The sequence below is a fragment of the Pedobacter sp. Leaf132 genome (assembly GCF_920984695.1).
Classification (GTDB): Bacteria; Bacteroidota; Bacteroidia; order Sphingobacteriales; family Sphingobacteriaceae; genus Pedobacter.
Map to the genome: position 1 here is coordinate 1 of NZ_CAKLBO010000013.1, position 19,187 is coordinate 19,187.

General features: G+C 38.1%; 17 protein-coding genes. 13 read left to right on the forward strand and 4 right to left on the reverse strand.

What is annotated here, in order from left to right; genetic code table 11:
* Positions 1-1,139 precede the first annotated feature (1,139 nt).
* From LUA86_RS17810 to LUA86_RS17870, 13 genes are all read left to right on the forward strand, one after another.
* Positions 1,140-1,667 carry a hypothetical protein gene (locus tag LUA86_RS17810; protein ID WP_231465319.1) on the forward strand — a complete coding sequence of 176 codons (528 nt, stop codon included), beginning with the start codon at positions 1,140-1,142 and terminating at the stop codon, positions 1,665-1,667.
* 352 nt (positions 1,668-2,019) lie between these two features.
* Positions 2,020-2,538 carry a hypothetical protein gene (locus LUA86_RS17815; protein WP_231465321.1) on the forward strand — a complete coding sequence of 173 codons (519 nt, stop codon included), beginning with the start codon at positions 2,020-2,022 and terminating at the stop codon, positions 2,536-2,538.
* A 387-nt stretch (positions 2,539-2,925) separates the two neighbouring features.
* The gene (locus LUA86_RS17820; protein WP_231465323.1) at positions 2,926-3,366 is read left to right on the forward strand and encodes a hypothetical protein; all 441 of its coding nucleotides are present in this window, start codon (positions 2,926-2,928) and stop codon (positions 3,364-3,366) included.
* A gap of 1 nt (position 3,367) precedes the next feature.
* A complete protein-coding gene (locus tag LUA86_RS17825; protein WP_231465325.1) occupies positions 3,368-3,916 on the forward strand; it encodes a hypothetical protein in 549 nt (182 codons plus the stop codon).
* Positions 3,917-4,072: 156 nt separating this feature from the next.
* Positions 4,073-4,633 carry a hypothetical protein gene (locus LUA86_RS17830; protein ID WP_231465327.1) on the forward strand — a complete coding sequence of 187 codons (561 nt, stop codon included), beginning with the start codon at positions 4,073-4,075 and terminating at the stop codon, positions 4,631-4,633.
* Between the two features lie 174 nt (positions 4,634-4,807).
* The gene (locus tag LUA86_RS17835) at positions 4,808-6,169 is read left to right on the forward strand and encodes an SIR2 family protein (RefSeq protein ID WP_231465329.1); all 1,362 of its coding nucleotides are present in this window, start codon (positions 4,808-4,810) and stop codon (positions 6,167-6,169) included.
* A 565-nt stretch (positions 6,170-6,734) separates the two neighbouring features.
* Positions 6,735-7,664 carry a DUF2806 domain-containing protein gene (locus LUA86_RS17840; protein WP_231465331.1) on the forward strand — a complete coding sequence of 310 codons (930 nt, stop codon included), beginning with the start codon at positions 6,735-6,737 and terminating at the stop codon, positions 7,662-7,664.
* Between the two features lie 118 nt (positions 7,665-7,782).
* Positions 7,783-10,521, forward strand: coding sequence for a DNA methyltransferase (locus tag LUA86_RS17845; protein ID WP_231465333.1), 2,739 nt, complete (start codon positions 7,783-7,785; stop codon positions 10,519-10,521).
* A gap of 443 nt (positions 10,522-10,964) precedes the next feature.
* Positions 10,965-11,294, forward strand: coding sequence for a helix-turn-helix transcriptional regulator (locus LUA86_RS17850; RefSeq protein WP_231465335.1), 330 nt, complete (start codon positions 10,965-10,967; stop codon positions 11,292-11,294).
* A gap of 58 nt (positions 11,295-11,352) precedes the next feature.
* Entirely contained in the window at positions 11,353-11,817 is a 465-nt protein-coding gene (locus tag LUA86_RS17855) for a DUF6428 family protein (RefSeq protein WP_231465337.1), read from the forward strand.
* A gap of 2 nt (positions 11,818-11,819) precedes the next feature.
* On the forward strand, positions 11,820-12,431 hold the full coding sequence (locus LUA86_RS17860) for a low molecular weight phosphatase family protein (RefSeq protein WP_231465339.1): 612 nt from the start codon (positions 11,820-11,822) through the stop codon (positions 12,429-12,431).
* Position 12,432: 1 nt separating this feature from the next.
* Complete coding sequence (gene arsB / locus LUA86_RS17865) at positions 12,433-13,461, forward strand: ACR3 family arsenite efflux transporter (RefSeq protein ID WP_231465341.1); 1,029 nt, start codon at positions 12,433-12,435, stop codon at positions 13,459-13,461.
* 212 nt (positions 13,462-13,673) lie between these two features.
* Entirely contained in the window at positions 13,674-14,099 is a 426-nt protein-coding gene (locus tag LUA86_RS17870) for a RadC family protein (RefSeq protein ID WP_370634393.1), read from the forward strand.
* Positions 14,100-14,142: 43 nt separating this feature from the next.
* Here the strand turns inward: LUA86_RS17870 and LUA86_RS17875 are convergent, their stop codons facing one another.
* The 4 genes from LUA86_RS17875 to LUA86_RS17890 form a co-directional block, all read right to left on the reverse strand.
* Complete coding sequence (locus tag LUA86_RS17875; RefSeq protein ID WP_231465346.1) at positions 14,143-15,258, reverse strand: site-specific integrase; 1,116 nt, start codon at positions 15,256-15,258, stop codon at positions 14,143-14,145.
* Between the two features lie 483 nt (positions 15,259-15,741).
* Positions 15,742-16,854 carry a formylglycine-generating enzyme family protein gene (locus tag LUA86_RS17880; protein ID WP_231465347.1) on the reverse strand — a complete coding sequence of 371 codons (1,113 nt, stop codon included), beginning with the start codon at positions 16,852-16,854 and terminating at the stop codon, positions 15,742-15,744.
* A 566-nt stretch (positions 16,855-17,420) separates the two neighbouring features.
* Positions 17,421-18,416 carry a pectinesterase family protein gene (locus LUA86_RS17885; protein ID WP_231465349.1) on the reverse strand — a complete coding sequence of 332 codons (996 nt, stop codon included), beginning with the start codon at positions 18,414-18,416 and terminating at the stop codon, positions 17,421-17,423.
* Between the two features lie 102 nt (positions 18,417-18,518).
* Positions 18,519-19,091 (reverse strand): hypothetical protein, encoded by a 573-nt coding sequence (locus LUA86_RS17890; RefSeq protein WP_231465352.1) that lies wholly within the window; start codon positions 19,089-19,091, stop codon positions 18,519-18,521.
* Positions 19,092-19,187 lie beyond the last annotated feature (96 nt).

Here is a 19,187-nt window from a genome sequence, read left to right on the forward strand (position 1 = left end):
GTAAGAAAGCTCTACTGCCATCTTCCTGAAGGATTCATCAAACATTCGTCTGCTCATATAATCAAATTTAAAAGTTTCTTTCTAAATCTGACGACTAAATTCCTCCAGTCAAATGTAGCAACTCCATATATTCCATAATTCATTTTCGTATTATCATTTAGATCTCTTAAACCTATTATAAGGTTATCTTAACTTGCTGAGGAAGCAACTGATCTCGTTGGGTAGTATTATAAAGATACGAAAAATCAGGGGTAAGTGAAAGCCAAAGTTACCCCTGACACACTCTAATTATACTGAGTATAAGTATAGTATAGTTAGAGTGTTCCACAGGAATTATTTCTTTTGTGTAGTTACCTCTGGAAGACTTGCTCTCTTTGATGTGTTAATTCCATAGAACCAAACGCAAATCGGAACTGGTAAACTATAACAAAGAAGCAAAGTGAAGTTGCCTCTGTCAAACACTGAGGTATGATCAAAACTAGCTATGAGGGTAAACGTTATAAAGCATGCAGCAATAGCTATCAAACTAATATAAAATATTTGTACTTAATGGAGCTACAGCTCTTCTAATAAGAATGTAGGTGGATAGAAACAATACTAATGATGAAGGGAAAGATATGAATGCTGCGATTACCAATGTCAATAATACGAATGAGGGCAGCTAACTCCAAGGTGCGTCTTTAGCAGGAGAGAAAATAATCATTGTTGACCATAAAGCAAACGTACCTATAACTATACTTGTAAGCCATACTTTAAGTGAGTAAGTTAATGCTCCATCCATTGCTCTAATTTAGCAATAGGTGCTAGATTTTAAAAATATAATTTTTACAGACGGTTCTACCAAACCCACCCCCCTCCACTTCAAATCTCAAAGTGAATAATATGTGTGATTTGACAGGTATGGCAGTCTCATGTTATATTATAATCTGCTTTCATAAAAGTTAACATTTTCCAAATGTAACCTTGAAAGAGTAGTGCCTAAACGGAAATCCTGTGATTTTTGCGCTCTGAAACGTAGGTTGGACATTAGCCCCCTTCTAGGTGCCGGCTGGCGAAGTAAAAAGTATAGAAAAGACTCTATACCCACATAAATGCTTTAAAATACAAGCAGCCATTTGACACATTTTAACCTTTAAGAAATGAAAACAGAGCATTCAAAACTCCCACGCCATTTAAAAAAGCTTCCCGAACAGGTTTCAATCGTTGAAGAACAATGGAGCAGCAAGCAATTCGTTTACAAGAACCACGTTCGAGCCAGCAAGCGCGGCAGTGAGTTGCAAAAGAGCATTAACCTGCTCACAGAAAGAATGTTTCACAGGTTAGTCAATAAGGTTAAAGTGCTGCACCAATCACTACCAATTGATGAAGATAGATTGTGCCTTGAAATCAATCTGCGTAAGCATCCAAAGGATGTCGAGGGATTACATTGCATTCAAACAAAGCACCTCCATCTCTATTTAAGTTGTACGATTAATTGTGACTACGTAATCGAATACACCCTGTTCAACTGTCCATTTGAACTTGAGGTGCTAAGCTTGATTGATAAGATGGCTCTCTCTCATTGTGCGAACAGGGTAGTCAAAGATGATTATCCATCATTTTTTAATCGCTGTCTTCAGGTTCAACCAAACCGCTTCATCTCAACAATCGATTTCGCTGCAAACTGACCACTTCACTTCATGTCTGGCTTAATCAGCTAGGTATCTTAACCCATCACTTTTATACTGTTTAACTTTTATAACATCAATACGGAAGGAGTCCAAATACACGCCGCTTCCTTATTTTATAAAAGTTAACACAATCCCATTACCATCGCAGAATGACTGATACGATAGACGGCTTTAAGTCGTAACGTTATTTGGAACATGATTCCTTAATGAAAGCAGTTAATGACAGGGAGTAACTCTGGTACTCAGGTAAAGCTCAAAAAACCCAGTTCTGCGATGGTTCATACCCCCACAACTTACAAGCAACTCAGTCGGGTTGCTTTTCCTTTTTAATCACTTTTAATTCTTAACAATGAAAGCACAAACAAGAGTGAAAGCTCAAACCAGAACACAGTTCGTTGCAGTAACAGCGGATGTTCAAACCGTTAACAAAGAGGTTGAGAAAGCCTACACGCTTATAGTAGACAAAGCAATCGAACTGCTGAAACGGTTCGAAGTTACCAAGTTTCGCACTTATGCAATGATGGAACACACCAAGAATGAACAGAATACAAATCTTGTTAAAGAGTATCTAAGTTACTTTCATAACGTAACGCTCTCAATGAGTCCAAAGGATGGTAGGTTCTATATCTTTTTAGACTGCGGACTTGAAGCACTAGAAAAGTTCGGCAGTAGCTTAACCAACCAATTACTAAGGGAAGCTTATTCAATTACGCAATCGAATGACAATACTACTGGCATTGAGTACGCACTTAGAGTGAACTTTTTACCTGCTGAACAGCAACACAATTTCTTTTATAGAAGAATAGCGGAGGGAGAAACAGATTACGTTTCAATCAATACAGTTGAGAAACAGGAATTACCAAACTAAAAATATAAGAGCAAACTGCTCTTATATTTCATTGCTCTTGATTATCTTTACGCAACTTAAAACACAAGAAGTAAATAAACATAGAGTAAATTACAACAACATATAAAGAATTTTAGCGTAGCTATCAGTTCTTGCATTCAGGAATCCTAGGAACATTTCGAACATTGCAACAAGAACAGAGTGGTTCACGCCTGCGCAAAAGCGTAGGTGCTGTCCGCCTGTTGCAATGGCCCTCCTAGGAGCCTCTGATTGCAGGATTGGTACAGTTCCCTACGCTTTCGTGTTTACTAACCAACCGGCTGGGACTATCGGTTCTAAATCTAAATGAAAACTCTAAGATTACTAATGCTGTTTGCGACAGTCTTGATTCTCACAAGCTGTAACAAAATGAAAGATGGTAAGTATGTGGTTGTTAATGTCGAAGCCGATGGTGGACAATACAATACATTACCTAAGTGCTCCGATGATACTGTAGGGGGCAAATCAATCGGTGGATTTCTCAGAGACAAGCTTAAACAGAAACAATACCAGTTGCAATTTAAGGAGGACTTTGTAATCGTAAAGGACATTGAGGAAAATGAGGATACGATACTAGCGTTAACAAACGATGCCGATGGAGATTACTACTCGACTCAGTTATCAAAAGGCGAAGACAAAGAAAAGATTAATATCCAGTTAAGACCTAGCAGATCGAAGAGTGGTTTAGTATTGATTGTGGATTTGAATGTGCCATGGAATATTAGATATAGACCAGCTCAGGTTGGAGGCAAGTTTGTTGGTGGCATCCCTTGTGGGAGAGCTATATGTTATTTAAGCAAACTAGATTGATATGAAGACTAAAGTTTTATATATCATTGTTTCTTGTTTAGCTGCGTTCGTACTTGTTCTTGGAACAGTGTTAATCATGAAGTCTCAAGGTCATGGTGAATCAATTGATGCTGAGGCGGTTAGCAGCTCTAAAAAATCAACGTTTGGGATTGGCGTGATAGACCATGCAACTAATAATATTGACACCTCCCTGAATGCGAACACTTTTGTTATTGACGCAGTAATCGATACCCCTAAGCCACGAATTGTTAAGAGGGAAGTGGAGCCAATTGTTTCAGTAAAGAGCTCTGAGATGTTTCCTAATGAGGTCTATAGTAGTGCATCTACATTCATCATTGCTGGTAAAATTATCAGTGTGGATGAGGATGTTGAAGGTGTCTACGTTATTGATAAGGAAGGGACATCTACTTTCGTAAACTTTGATTTTAGGAATCTGACTGATGAGAGAAAAGCTGTGATTATCGATTACATACAAGTTGGAAGAAGAATCTCAGCGGTATGCTCGGAGGAAGGACGTACACTTATAGTTAACTCATTTAAGATTTGGTGATACTGGATGATGTAAATCTAACAATCTTCGCCAATCCAATTTGACCCCCACAATATTCACACGATGTGCATATGAAATCCGTAAGTTAGTGCTGAAATGATTGAGCCCATCTTTATTTTATATAAGTTACACATTGGCAAACCAACATAACCTGTAATGAACGAAGAACACTTAAATTCACCCTTAGACAATTACCTATCAATAGAAAGTCTGCCATACCTCTTCCAAAGTGATTTCTATAATATTGACTTTGACAAAAGAGGTTTTTATTTAGATAGCAAAGGCAATGAATATCATTACAGCATCCCTGAAGAAGAGTATTTCAATCTTTACATCTCTGGAGAGAACCCGGATTATACGGTATTTGACAGCAGTGATGAGAGTCAAGATGATGATGGTGTAACGGAATGCAATGTACCATATGAGCGTCACATTAGACCAGATGAACTCTTTAAACAGCTTGCTAATTGCGAGTTTTACCAAAGTGATTTGCAACTAGAGTTGAGCAAAGATGTTATAGAGGATTTGAAGAATGCACTTGTGGTTGAATCGCCAATCTGTATATATGATTCAGGTTGGCATACCAAATCTGTTTTATTTTATGATGAAGAGTTGAGGTTGTATAAGGAGATCGTCCTTTCTAAAAGTGGAAACGATAACTGGCTCAATCAGAGTAGATACACTAGTGGGATACTTGAATTAATAAAAGAGCCATAGCATTGTGGCTCTCCAAAAGCATCTAAAATAAATTGTTTTTTGACCATTGCATCTAGCAAATTTGCTAATATTCTTATTTTTAGAATATGGTTAAAATAACCGTGCTGTTGAAAGTATTTCGCGGATTTTAGAAAGTGAATCCACTTTGTTACTTTCGTGAAAATTATACTCTCAATGACACCAAAAGAATACAAAAACAAGGAAGAAGTATTTGACTTAATTGCAGAATCATCTATTTATGGAAACTTAGGATTGTTCATAGGTGCTGGCTTGCCGATGGCAATTCTTAATGATGCATTCACAACAGTCGCACTCTCTTGGCCAAAACTAATTGAGGAATGTTGTAAAAATCTAAAAGTTGATTACAACAAAATCAATAAGGCAGGCTCATCTTACCCTGAAATTGCAACGGAATTATGCAAGGTTTATGCGATAGAAAACTCAATAGACTATCAGCAAGCGGTCAAGAAGTTAAAGGAAAAAATAGCTGACATTACAAGTTGGTATCCAGAAAAAGGGAAGCGCAAGGAATATGCAGAATATTTTGAAAGCATAAATCCCAAATGGGTAATCACAACAAATTATGATACCATAATTGAAAGTATTCTGACCGGAAAAGGCTATTCTTTAAGTCCTAGTGATTACATGGTGTCGCAATCTGACCAGATTCCAGTCTACCATCTTCATGGGTTACGAACTAATCCTGATTCTATTATTATCACACAAGAAGATTATATTTCGCTATTTAGACCAAACGAATACAGACAGCAAAAATTACCCCTTACTATAAAGGAATCATTAACTGTCTTAATTGGTTACAATTTGGGAGATTTCAATGTTCTTACAGCGGTAGATTGGTCAAAAAATGTTTACTCTGATAAAAACGTGCTATATCCACAAGGTATAATCCAATTTTTATATTGCCAGTCACCAAAGACTACCCCATATTTAACTCAAAATGGAATCATAATTATTGAATTTAACGACTTATCATCACTGCTTGCAGAATTAAAAATGAAAATAGATTCGAATGTTGATGAATATCAAAGTCTGATGGCTGATTATCGTCAATTTAATCAAGAATTGCTTGAAGCGGAGGATTTAGATATTGTTAGATTTATTGATGATGATGTCCATAGGGAGGACATCCTGAAAATCTTCAAAGACAACGATATTATGGTTATATCTGGTTTATTGGAAATCTATGTTAGAGCTATACAAAAAACTTGGGATAGATCGGGACCAAGTGGTGCTTTCCACGCATATGACGAGAATCTAAAGGTGACTATTGACATTTTAATCAATGTTGAATTAAAAAGAATGCCGCCAGCATTGTTGGAGTCAGCAGCCTATAATTTAAATTCTGTAGCATATTATGTAGGAGATCATATAGGAAAATCTCATGCAGCTTGGCAGAGGTGGAATAAAGATAGAGCTAAAATATCCGAAGATACAATAAAAGAATTGATGAATATTTCAATTTCAAGAAGATATCACAATCTAAAGGAATTACTACAAAATAATAGAGTTGTATGATTTTAAGCAGACAGCTAATTTAGTAAAAGATCGGCTTGAATATTAGATATAATGTCATCCTAATTTCCTCCCTCTCTCATTTAGTGGCTTACAGCGAGAAAGGGAGGGCTTAGTCTTTGATTCGGTAAGGAATTGTACTGTTCTGCTTTCTTATAAGTTAACTGCGTTTACTTTTATGACATTAGTTCTTACCATCAGACAGTGCTATAAGGTAGGTAGATCGGTATTCGGCGAGGTTAATGCCACTTAAAACACGCGCCAGTCACTTCGTTTTTGTCATGGTTTTAATTTTGGCAAAGCAGTCGCCTCATGAATGCTTTCTCTGTTCTTATCTAGGATTTGCTTCGCTTTATCCTGGATAAGCCCACACGCATTCCACTTTTCAGCTCACCTGCGTAGTCGAAAATGCTGCGCTGACGCTTGTGTTAAAACATAGATCGAACCTCGCTGCTTTGCAGCTACCAGTTCTCACACATTTTCTCAGTTCGCAGCAGCGGTGAGCACCTAGTATGGAACTACAAATTATTTCTTATCTTAGCCAAGCTCAAATTTAAACTAAATTAACATGCCCGAATTTAATCTTATTAAAGTAGATGGGAAGCCTCTGGAAAAGCTTATAGAAGTCATAAGTAGTGCTATTGGTACAATCTATAAACCTAGAGCAATGAGGAAGGAGGCGGATGCCAAGGCTTATGAAATCGAAATAATTGAAAGAGCTAAGTCTAGAGCTGAAGCCGAAGGTAAAGAAATTGAGGCAGCTTCCTACGAGAGACTACAAGATCGACTTCTGCACAGGGAGATGAAAAGGCAAATGAATATAGATGCGATTTCTAATGTGGCAGCCGACGAGTTATCTCAAGAAGAATCCGTATCTGAAGAACCTGTAAGCAATGACTGGACGACTAGGTTTTTCAATATGGCAGAAGATATTTCAGACGTTGATATGCAAGCCCTATGGGGTAAAATACTTGCAGGTGAAGTTAAACAGCCGAAATCATTTTCATTGCGTACGCTTGAAATGATTCGAAATCTAAGTAAGTATGAAGCTGATACATTTATAAAAGCCTCTAACTATGCGATTAGAAGTAATGAGTCATTATTTATTTTTAAAGATAGTGATTCAACTTCTAAATATCTTAGTTATGAGGTTCGTTCTACTTTAGTTGAGGTTGGATTGTTAAATCCAGATAATTTTATCTCGTATCAGATGCTCGATACGCCACAGGGATCGACTTCGGTTTTTACGTCTGCTAATATAATTATAATCGCAAACAAAACAGCTAATACGCCTATAGCTAGTACTGAAGTTCATGCTTTTAGCAAGTCTGGTACCGAGCTTTTAAAGTTACTGAAGCCGACAGCTCAAATGCCTTATTTAAATGCATTTGGCAAAAGCTTGGCTGGCAAAGGGATAGATGTGAAATATGCTAATATACTGAAGGAGAATGCAGATGGGACTATACAACATACGGTTCCGCTAATGGATTTCGTTTAGCTAATCTTGAGCATTGGGTCTTAGCTTTAATCCGCTCGTTGGCTACTTCAGAAGTGACAAACAAATTTCAAGCATGAGTTCTATAACAATTACAATACAGTTTAACGAATAATAAAGAATGGCTTTAAGTTGGAACGAGATAAAAGATAGAGCAGTAGCGTTCTCTAAGGAGTGGGAAGATACTTACAATGAGGATGCAGATGCTAAACCTTTCCTTGAAGCGTTCTTTAACATCTTTGGAATCACTAGGAAGCGTGTTGGTACGTTTGAACATCGTGTAAAAAAATTGAATGAGGCAGATGGCTACATCGATCTGTTGTGGAAAGGAACCATCCTTATTGAAATGAAAACCAAGGGAAAGAACCTTGACAAAGCCTTCATTCAAGCCAAAGACTACATCCATGGTATTAAGGAGCATGAGTTACCTAAGTATATACTGGTATCCGACTTTGAAAACTTTCGTTTGTTCGACACCGAGAACCAAGAAACAACTGAGTTCAAGTTAAAGGACTTAGTGCACAATGTACAGCACTTTGGTTTTATAGCGGGATATCAAAAGAGAGTTTACAAAGAACAAGACCCTGTTAATATTAAAGCGGCAGCGTTAATGGCTAAGCTGCACGACAGGTTAAAATTCATTGGCTATGAAGGGCATCCTTTAGAAGTTTACTTAGTTCGCTTGCTTTTCTGTTTGTTCGCAGAAGACACCACTATTTTTGAACGGCAGCAGTTTCAAAACTTCATTGAGGATAGAACGAATGAAGACGGTAGTGACTTAGCATCGAAGATTCAAGAGCTATTCCAAACCCTTAATACACCAAATGAAAGGCGATTTAAAAACCTCGATGAGCAATTAAATGCATTCCCATATGTTAATGGTAAGCTCTTTGAGGAAGTGTTACCTTTCGCAAGTTTCGATAGTGCGATGAGAGTAACATTATTGGAATGCTGTTACATCGACTGGAGTAAGATATCGCCTGCCATATTCGGTTCAATGTTTCAAGGTGTTATGAATCCTCAGGAGCGCAGAAACCTAGGTGCTCATTACACAAGCGAAAAAAACATATTGAAACTTATCAAACCGTTGTTCCTTGATGAGCTATGGAAAGAATTTAATTCCATTAAAGATAACAAGAACAAGCTACCTTCATTTCACAAGAAACTTAGCTTGCTCAAGTTCCTTGATCCTGCGTGTGGCTGCGGTAACTTCCTTGTTATTACCTACAGGGAATTGAGGTTGTTGGAGATTGAAATACTTCGCTACCAGTTTAAGAATCAGATTGCAACCAGTATAGAAAGCATTATTTGGCTCGATGTGGACCAGTTTTACGGCATCGAGTTCGAAGAGTTTCCTGCAAGGATAGCTGAGGTTGCAATGTGGCTTATAGACCATCAGATGAACATGCAAATAAGTAGTGAGTTTGGTCAATATTTCGTTAGGCTACCATTGCGTAAGTCGGCAACTATTCTCAATGCAGACGCACTTGAAACTGACTGGAATACCATCGTTAACAAGGAAGAGCTTTCATATATCATTGGTAACCCTCCGTTCATAGGTTCAAAACTAATGACCGCAAAACAAAGGGGTCAGATTGTAGATGAGTTCGGGGGCCTTACAGGGAGTGGTACTCTAGACTATGTAAGTGGTTGGTATATGAGGGCTGTTAAATTTATACAGGGAACTAAAACCAAAGTGGCCTTTGTGTCAACAAACTCAATCGTACAGGGAGAACAAGTAGCTTTACTATGGAGGCCCATTCTGCAGACGTATGGCGGTGTGATTCACTTTGCCCATAGAACTTTTAAATGGGTTAACGAAGCGAGAGGAAATGCTGGTGTGTATTGTGTAATCATCGGGTTTGCCACCTTTGATACAATCCGAAAAACGATTTATGAATATGAGGACGTCAAAGGTGAGGCACATGAAATCGTCGCTAAGCATATCAACCCTTACCTTATCGACGCAACAGACACATTCATTAGCAAGCGGACGAAGTCAATTTCGAATGCGCCCAAAATGTTTAAGGGAAGTCAACCCACTGACGGGGGCAATTTTTTATTTACAGAAGATGAGGTAATCCAGTTTCTAAATGTGGAACCTATGGCCAAAAAATTTGTTCGGCCTCTGATATCCGCGCATGAATTCTTAAATGGACTGAAAAGGTATTGTTTGTGGTTGGTGGATGCCAATCCTACTGAGTTGCTCAAACTACCACAAGTCATGAATCGAATTAACGCTGTTAAGACAATGAGGTTGAATAGTACCAAAATAGCTACTGTACAGTGGGCACGACAGCCAACTCTTTTTACGGAGAACCGCCAACCTTCGACCGAATACATACTGATACCATCTCACTCATCTGAGAGCCGACCTTATATTCCGATGGGGTTCATGACCTCAAACGACATATTAAATAATTCGTGCCTATCCATTCCAGATGCTAGCCTCTATCATTTTGGAATCCTTATGTCTCAAATGCACATGTCTTGGTTGAAAACTGTATGTGGTAGACTTGAAAGTAGATATCGATACTCCATAGACATTGTATATAATAACTATCCTTGGCCTCGTGACTCCAACAAAAAACAAATTGAAGCCGTTTCGATAAAGGCACAACATGTTTTGGATGTGCGTAGTCAGTATATGAACAGCTCCTTATCAGACCTTTACAACCCTCTTACTATGCCAGTCTCATTGCAAAAGGCGCACTCTGAACTCGATAAGGTGGTTGACCTGGCATATCGACCTCAACCATTTATAAACGAAATGAAGCGGTTAGAGTTTCTGTTTGACTTATATGAACAGTACACCGCTGACTTGTTTGATGTGGCTAAGAAAATAAAGATAAAAAAGTAATATGCATGCTTCAGAGTGTACCCTTTTCAAAAATCATGTATTTCCCATACGCACAATTTGTTTCCTATTTGTTATTTATAAACCCTAGTAATAAATAAAAGTGCAACAACGAAGCAACCTCTCAATACAAAATGACGGTATTAGATGCATTATTCAAGAGCTAATGAAGCGCGATATGGTTGGCAAGCGTGTTAACGTTGTATCAACTTTGAAGAAACTAAACAACGATTCAGACTTGCTACTGCTACTAAACAGTGATGATGACGTTTGATCTAATCGTCTACAGTCACCAAGCACACTTTTATTCCGTTACCATTATTGATAGCCCACCTAAGTTGAAAATGTCAGCTTAAGTTATTCAACACGTACGTCATAGGATTGTCTTGTTTAATAAGGTTGTAATATAATATAAATCATTAATCGTAATATTGCGATACAAACGTATGGGACTTACTAAAAGCAATATCTTCACTACTGAACAGAACGAAATAGCAAACGTCTTGAAAGCGTTGGCGCATCCTGCACGGGTAGCAATTCTGCAGCACATTATCAAGCAGCAAGCATGCATTTGTAATGATCTCGTTGAAGAACTTGGGCTTGCCCAAGCTACGATATCACAACACTTAAAGGAATTGAAAAGCATAGGTATAATTAAAGGGAACATTGAGGGTACTAGCGTTTGCTATTGCATAGATGAAGCGGTATGGCTTAGTGTTAAAGTGCTCTTGAACAACTTCTTAGCAGATGGTGTATCTACTAAAGGCTGCTGCTAGCTTTTCTATACTCACGTTAATCGTAATATAGCGATATAATAATTAAACTCTAAGAAATATGAGATTATCACAAGTAAAAGAAACCCTACCAACGTTAAATAACGTCGAGTTTCAATTGGAGAATGGTTCATTTGTACCGGAGCATTTTCACGTAACAGAAGTTGGACTGGTAACCAAACATTTTATCGACTGTGGAGGTAATGTGCGTAAAGAAACCGTAGTTAACTTTCAGTTATGGAATGCAGACGATTACGAGCATAGATTGAAGCCAGGTAAACTACTATCAATCATCAAGCTCTCCGAAGAAACATTAGGATTGGAAGACTTAGAGATTGAGGTAGAGTACCAAAGTAATACCATCGGTAGATACGGTTTGGCTTACAACGGAACACACTTCATACTTACTAGTAAAACAACAGCTTGTCTTGCCAATACAGCGTGTGGCATACCGGAGAGTAAAGTAAAGGTAAACCTTGCAAGCACTAATAAATCTGAATGTTCACCTAATTCTGGCTGCTGTTAGTTATGTACGACGACATTAAAACAAACATTGCTAATATCTTGGAGATGCATATAAGTGATGAACGCAAGGAAGTATTAAACTCACTAACAAACTACTTACAGGAGCGAGTGAGTTCCGATAGTGACGTTAACATCAACTTCATCTGCACGCACAACTCTAGGCGAAGCCATCTAGCGCAGATATGGGCTCAGGTTGCAGCATCATACTATCAAGTGCCTAAAGTGGTTTGCTATTCTGGAGGGACAGAGGCTACCGCAATGTTTCCTATGGTGGCAGAAACCCTAATGGAAATGGGATTTGAGATAGAGAAGTTAGCTGAAACGAATAACCCAATCTACATGATCAAGTATGCGGACAACTCATTGCCGATTATAGGCTTTTCGAAGACTTATGAGCATCCCTTTAATCCAGTAAGTGGTTTCGTTGCAATTATGACGTGTTCACAGGCAGACGGCGGATGCCCATTCATAGCAGGTGCGGACAAGCGTGTGCCAATTATATTTGAAGATCCTAAAGTATCAGATGGTACACCTGAGCAGAAGCAAGTTTACACTGAACGGAGCTTTCAGATTGCTGCTGAGATTTTCTATTTATTCTCTAAGATCAAGAAGTAAGATGAAGGTAACGCTGAAATTTCTCGACCGCTATTTAACTCTTTGGATATTCCTTGCAATGGCTTTTGGAGTTGCATTGGGGTATGTGTTCCCAAGCATTTCAATAGTTACCGAAGCACTATCAATAGGAACAACAAACATACCTCTTGCAATAGGTCTAATCCTTATGATGTATCCGCCATTGGCGAAAGTTGACTACTCAATTTTACCATTAGCATTAAGGGATGGAAAGGTGATTGGTATATCACTGCTACTCAATTGGATTGTTGGACCAGTTCTAATGTTCATTCTGGCGGCATTGTTCCTTAGTGATGAACCAAGTTATATGGTCGGGGTAATGATGATAGGTTTAGCTAGATGTATCGCAATGGTTATAGTTTGGAACGACCTTGCTAAAGGTAATAGAGAATACGCAGCGTTATTGGTAGCCTTGAATAGCGTATTTCAAATAGTTGCCTATTCATTCTACGTTTGGTTGTTTATCAACGTGCTGCCTAATAAGCTTGGTTTAGGTAGTTTCAGTGTGCAGATAGACATTAAGGATGTTATATTGAGCGTAATGACTTATCTGGGAATTCCTTTCCTGTTGGGTATCATATCAAATAGATTACTCATTAAATGTAAGGGGAGGGATTGGTTCTATAGGAAGTTCATTCCGTTAATATCTCCAATTACACTTTATGCATTACTGTTCACTATCGTATTGATGTTTAGTTTAAAAGGTGATAAGATATTAGAGCTTCCATTGGATGTGTTAAAGGTTGCTCTTCCCTTAGTGTTGTACTTCGCTCTAATGTTCCTACTAAGTTTCTTTATTAATAGATGGTCAAATGTCTCCTATGATAAAAACGTTGCGATTGCATTTACTGCAACGGGAAATAATTTTGAATTGGCTATTGCAGTAGCAATTGCTGTATTTGGCATCCATTCTCCACAGGCATTTGTTGGTGTGATTGGACCATTGGTTGAAGTTCCTGTTTTGATATTACTGGTTAGGGTGAGTTATTGGCTTAAGGGTAAGTTATATTAATATTGCTGCTGAGGAGTATCTATAACAATAACTCACAAATTTAAACTTGTCCTCCCAATACGCTTAAAGGAACTACGGCATAAACGCTCATGTAGCTACCGCACAGTCTATTTATTCCGTTCCTCCTTTGCTTAATTGGTATGAAAGCTTGATACATGTGCCATATTTAAATAGATACAATTATGGTACAAGAACAATTCAAAGTAGCCGAAGTGCAAGTAAGCTACAGAACAGGTTACAAGGTGCAAGAACGACCTCAAATTAACAGTTCTAATGATGCCTACCACATCCTTTTACAGCATTGGAAGTTAGGCAGTATTGAGTATTTGGAGGAGTTTAAAGTGATCCTATTGAACACTACCAATAGGGTTTTAGGGATTGTAGATATCTCAATTGGTGGGGTACAAGGAACATTGGCAGACCCTAAAGTGATTTTTGCCATTGCTTTGAAGACTAACAGTAGCAAGTTAATACTTGCACATAATCATCCTAGTGGAAATACAAAGCCAAGCAACGCTGACTTGAAGATCACGCAAAAGTTGAAAGAGGGAGGTAAGTTGTTAGAGATTGAGGTGTGCGATCACATAATCGTTACAACAGATAGATACTACAGCTTTGCTGATGAATGTATGATGTAAAATGAAATAGCTTGGGCTCATCGCCCAGGCTACTATAACCATCCTACAATTCTGGTAATACATCTCGCAATCTTTCATCTGCAACTTCACCCAACCCTCTCAAATAATTAAGTGTAACTGCCATATCTGAATGCTGCAATACCTGTTGCAGTATGTGGATGTCTTTGGTTTTCTTGTAAACCGCAATTGCACCAGAGTGTCGAAAGGAGTAAATAGTTTGTCCTTTACGTATTAATCTTATCTTAAGCATTTCTGTTTTAGCCCTAGACCATTGCGTCTTGAAATAATCATCGTTGAAAGGCAACTTGTCGAGGGTAAAAATATTATCATCACCATCTGCATCTGATAACTTAATCTCAAGTTCATCCTTCACATACTGAGGAACGAAGGTTGAACGTATGCGACCACTTTTATTTTCTTTACCAGATAAACTAATACGAGTCAAATCATCGTTAAAGTGGCTCTTCCTAAGCAGACGGATTTCTTGATGAGGACGCAGTAGGCATCCATAAGTCATTAAGCAACATAAGTGCAAGTTTGGATAGTGAACTTTAAGATAGCCTAAGATGGCTTTTAGTTCAGAAGAGCTGTAAGGCTCATGTAAAACTGACTTAACCTTTAGCCTGTCAGTGTCTAAAGCTGGGTTAAGAGTTGTATATCCTTTCTTAATCATACCTGTAAAGAATACAGAAAGCGACCTCCTCTTGTTCATATAGTGGCGGTTAGAACTCTTGAATTGATTTAAGAACTTCTCGAAGTATGAGCGATCAATATCAGCAACAATACTACCCATTAGATGCTTTGGCAAAAACTCAGTTAGCTGTTTGTGCAGCGTCTCTAAATCTCTTTTATAAGTTCTGCTGTACTCTGAACTCAGTTTATCATTCAATACCTCTATTAAGCCTTCTCCAAAAGTGGCTCGAAGTTTAGACATGTCTTTTAATGGCGACCATCCCGAATCGAGTGCTTTCTGAAAAGCAAATCTTAGGGCGGACAGGAGTCGGTTCTTATCCTTTAATGTCTTGGAGTAATTAGGGTTTAGGTCAAGGTTTAGGCGTTTACCATTGTATTCTCTATATCTTTTTCCATTGTAATAAAAAATTACATAAGCTCTTGACTTGAGTTTATCGTTTGACACGATTTTTGGTTCTGTAAACATAATTTGAATCTTAAAGTGACTCAAATACATGTTCATGACGCTTAACATGCTGACTATCAAACAACAATACCGTATAAGGCGGCATTCATAACCCTGAGGTCGGCAGTTCGATCCTGCTCCCCGCTACTTAAGGAAGCAACATGTTTTTGTTGTTTCCTTTTTTTATGCCAATAAATCCAATGAACATACGGATAAGTATTTTGATAGCTTTCAAAAATTTACGTACGCTTAATTAACAATGAAAAGCTAATAATATAGCTTTAAAGAACTTATAAGCTATAAGGATTAAGATACTTATTGTTTCGTTTCTTATTTCGATGTAACTGGTTAGCCATTACATTTAATACATTTGTTAAAGATATGTGAATGAGGTAAAGACCTGAATTTTGTATAAATAAAGCGAGGCAATTTTGCTAAATAAATATGCTTCCGCAAAGATATTGAGCAGACAAAAGTTTTTTCTTAAAAGCCGTTGGAGGTTAGCTAATCAGAACTAACGCACCTGAACCCTGTATGTTCAAGTCCGGTATCAGTAGAAGTTTTCATCCTTGAAGTAACCCGATACCCTTTACAGTAAGCAGAATTACACATAAAAGAACCGCCACGCACCACTTTTTTCTGTACAAGCGGCTCCATTGGGTCGTAGCTGTCTGAAGGGCCGGTGGGGTTAGTGGATATTGTATTAGCCGTTTGATAATAATCTGAACGATACCAGTCGCTGCACCATTCCCAAACATTTCCAGCCATATCAAATAATCCGTAATTATTTGGCTCAAATTGTTTCACAGGTGCTAAACCTCCAAATTTATCCCAGTTTGTGTTTTTAACCGGAAAGCTTCCTTGCCATGTATTTGCTTTAGGGATGCCTTTTTCAATATCTTCATTTCCCCAGGGGTATAAACTATCTTTCAAACCTCCTCTTGCTGCATATTCCCACTCTGCCTCCGTAGGCAAACGTTTTCCAGCCCATTTGCAGTAAGACATAGCATCCTCCCAGGAAATATGAATAACCGGATAATTATCCTTTCCTATGATGTTAGTTTCTGGTCCTTGTGGATGTTTCCAACTCGCCCCTTTTACCCAATGCCACCATTGGGCAACATTATTAAAACCATTAATGTATTTAGGTTGATAAAACACCAATGAGGCTGCACTAAAAACACTGTCTGGTGGCTTAGGCGTTCCTTCGGGAAGTTGTTTTTTCATTTCTTCCCATATCGGTTTTCTTTCTGCAGTAGTTACGTATCCTGTTGCCTTTACAAATTTTTTAAATTCAGCATTTGTTACTTCATTAATATCCATCCAAAATGAAGAGAGCCTAACCTTATGTTGCGGATATTCATCTTCCCGCCCATCTTTATCAACCGCCCCCATTAAATATTCACCACCCTGAATAAAAACCATACCCTTATGGCTAGCTTTATTGGCAACAAAAGTAGCTGTATCATTTTCTACACCGAAGCGCTTAGGTAGATTTTGGCTGCATGAAGCTACCGAATCCTGCTTACTTTCGTTCGCAGCTTTTTGCCCCGCATCCGAACAAGAAAAAAAGCTGATTCCCAATAAAATACAGCATATCACATCAATTTTTCTCATATTCAGGTATCAAATTTTTGCAGAATTTAGACCAGGTAAATCATGTAAGCTAAAACTTATTTCCCTGTCATTCTAAAGTTCTTAAGTTTTATCAAATTTAGGATAAACATACTTAAATCGTTCGCTGACTTATCGTTTTCAAAAGTTTTTGGTAACCTGCCATTAGTATACTCATTGTAAAGCCACGGATCGCCAATGGCTAAAGCGCTGATTGCTTAAGATTGTTATTAAAAGTAGATTGAGCAGGCTTAAATAGATAGCTGAATAAGTTTTTAACTTCGTAAATATCCAAAGTTGCTCTTTCTTTGATGATTTGTTCTGGTTTACTAAATTATGCTCTCATAATTTGCTTTTCTGTTTTAACTTACAACGCAAGCTTTTTATTTAATATTTTGTCTTCACATAGCAAACTTATTGGCTTATTTAAGCAGCAAGGCTTAATAATCGGCCTAACTAATCCAAAATATTATAGCTGCATGCCAATTAATCTATCGAATTTCCTCAGCATTGGATATGCCTCAGCAACATCCCAACACAATAATTATGTTTCTTATTGAAGGCCTACGCTAAATTGTTGAAAAGGCTGGAATCCAGCCGCCAAGGATATTTTTAATGGTGTAATGAGCAGCTTCTTTTTTAGAAAGTTGCTTTGCCCATGGTACTCTTTCCGCGGTACCTGCGCCCGGTCCGGTGTTCCCATACTCTGCATAGAATACTGTTTTTTCCTTATTTGCAAACAAGGGATCGCCTGGCCAGGCATGCCAACCCTCTGCAACAATATGCCCGCCAAAACTGGAATTCAGGAAAACTGTTTTTGCAAAAGGCCGCCATGGCCTACCTAAAAAAACCTTTTTAACGGTTGGAAGTGCAGTTAGTTCACAATTCATAAATACATAGCCAAAAACCTGCTCGCGGGTTGTGGAGGCAGCGGTGATGTACGAATCCGTAAGACTTTTGATGGTACACCTGTTGAATATTGCTGTTGCCTCTCCAAAAATAAAATCAGTGGTGCCGGTAATAAGGCAATTCTCAAAATAACATCGACCATCTTTTGAGGTGTATAGCGTATCCTGGTGGCCTAAAAATGCACAATTTTTTGCCCCGAAGCGGTCGGCCTCAACGGTTAAGGCTACTGCCTGTCCAACTGGTCCAGCCGAATTTTCTACTGTAATATTTTCCAGGCTGCAGTCGTTGCCTTGCACCAATAGGGTATATGAGGTGTATGTGCTATACTTATTATTACCTGTAAAATCTTTGTTAGCAAAAAGTTTACCCGAATAATCCCCATTTGTTATAATTGTTGTTTTCTGGTCTTCGCCAATAATCATGATGTTTTTCTTCCAAGCTGGAATAACAACTTTTTCGTGATAGATTCCCGATTTTATTAAAATTGTAACCTTTGATTGCATGTGATCACGTACAGCATTGATAGCTTCCTGAATAGTTCTGTAATCACCATTACCATTGTGCGATACCGTAAACTTTATAGGAGTTTGCTGCGCAAAGGAGTAAGTAAATACAATAGTCAATAATAAAAACAGGTTGAATAATCTTAATTTCATGTTAATATGGTTAAGCTTTAGCATTTGCAAAGTATTGAGCACCAGTTAGTTTGAGTATTTTAAAAAATTAACTGGCGGTTAAGTGCGATACAGAACCTTAGATTAGGCGCTAAAAACCGGACCTCGTTTCTGCTTTTTGGAAATATAAACCACAAGCCTCGGTATGTTCCTTAACTCATTTAAGGGGCTATGCGCCAAACGGTTTGGCCCTGAAACATAATATCCATCAGATTGCTGATATTGCTCAATGAGCACGTTTGCTTGGCATAAATCTGATAAGACGTCATTCGCATCGATGTATAGTGAAGCGAATCTACATTCGTTTGTTAACTGAAGTAGGATCATATCCTGTTTTGAAATAAAAATAGCGCCACATGCAGCTACGCCCAACTTGGCCCTGAAATTACAATTCACAAATTTCCGCACACGCAAAAAGGCGAGCGATTTCCTTATTTGCCGCCTTGTTTTCCCTAAAAGCCGGGCTGAAACGGGACCGAATGCATTAGAAAAGTAATAGCTATTCAAAAAAACTTTAGCGCCTGAGTCTTGCAGCTGTGCAATAAAATGGTCGACTGAATTCTTTAACCCTATTGGTTTTACAGCTGCCAAAGCATTAGCCGGAGGCATTGTATAGCCTTTTAATATAGCGTTTCGCACTAACTCTGAAATCGACATTATTTCTATTGATTTATTTAAATTTTGTTCCGAATAACATTATCGTAAAATTTATGAGCTGAATTAGACTTTGATAAGCAAGGCCTTCCGGTTTTC

What these genes read in the sequence shown, in the direction of transcription:
- LUA86_RS17860 (WP_231465339.1), top strand. Translation starts at nt 11,820, where the DNA reads ATGTACGACGACATTAAAACAAACATTGCTAATATCTTGGAGATGCAT.
- LUA86_RS17880 (WP_231465347.1), bottom strand. Translation starts at nt 16,854, where the DNA reads ATGAGAAAAATTGATGTGATATGCTGTATTTTATTGGGAATCAGCTTT.
- LUA86_RS17820 (WP_231465323.1), top strand. Translation starts at nt 2,926, where the DNA reads ATGAAAGATGGTAAGTATGTGGTTGTTAATGTCGAAGCCGATGGTGGA.
- LUA86_RS17815 (WP_231465321.1), top strand. Translation starts at nt 2,020, where the DNA reads ATGAAAGCACAAACAAGAGTGAAAGCTCAAACCAGAACACAGTTCGTT.
- LUA86_RS17825 (WP_231465325.1), top strand. Translation starts at nt 3,368, where the DNA reads ATGAAGACTAAAGTTTTATATATCATTGTTTCTTGTTTAGCTGCGTTC.
- LUA86_RS17850 (WP_231465335.1), top strand. Translation starts at nt 10,965, where the DNA reads ATGGGACTTACTAAAAGCAATATCTTCACTACTGAACAGAACGAAATA.
- LUA86_RS17875 (WP_231465346.1), bottom strand. Translation starts at nt 15,258, where the DNA reads ATGTTTACAGAACCAAAAATCGTGTCAAACGATAAACTCAAGTCAAGA.
- LUA86_RS17855 (WP_231465337.1), top strand. Translation starts at nt 11,353, where the DNA reads ATGAGATTATCACAAGTAAAAGAAACCCTACCAACGTTAAATAACGTC.
- arsB (WP_231465341.1), top strand. Translation starts at nt 12,433, where the DNA reads ATGAAGGTAACGCTGAAATTTCTCGACCGCTATTTAACTCTTTGGATA.
- LUA86_RS17885 (WP_231465349.1), bottom strand. Translation starts at nt 18,416, where the DNA reads ATGAAATTAAGATTATTCAACCTGTTTTTATTATTGACTATTGTATTT.
- LUA86_RS17830 (WP_231465327.1), top strand. Translation starts at nt 4,073, where the DNA reads ATGAACGAAGAACACTTAAATTCACCCTTAGACAATTACCTATCAATA.
- LUA86_RS17810 (WP_231465319.1), top strand. Translation starts at nt 1,140, where the DNA reads ATGAAAACAGAGCATTCAAAACTCCCACGCCATTTAAAAAAGCTTCCC.
- LUA86_RS17890 (WP_231465352.1), bottom strand. Translation starts at nt 19,091, where the DNA reads ATGTCGATTTCAGAGTTAGTGCGAAACGCTATATTAAAAGGCTATACA.
- LUA86_RS17840 (WP_231465331.1), top strand. Translation starts at nt 6,735, where the DNA reads ATGCCCGAATTTAATCTTATTAAAGTAGATGGGAAGCCTCTGGAAAAG.
- LUA86_RS17845 (WP_231465333.1), top strand. Translation starts at nt 7,783, where the DNA reads ATGGCTTTAAGTTGGAACGAGATAAAAGATAGAGCAGTAGCGTTCTCT.
- LUA86_RS17835 (WP_231465329.1), top strand. Translation starts at nt 4,808, where the DNA reads ATGACACCAAAAGAATACAAAAACAAGGAAGAAGTATTTGACTTAATT.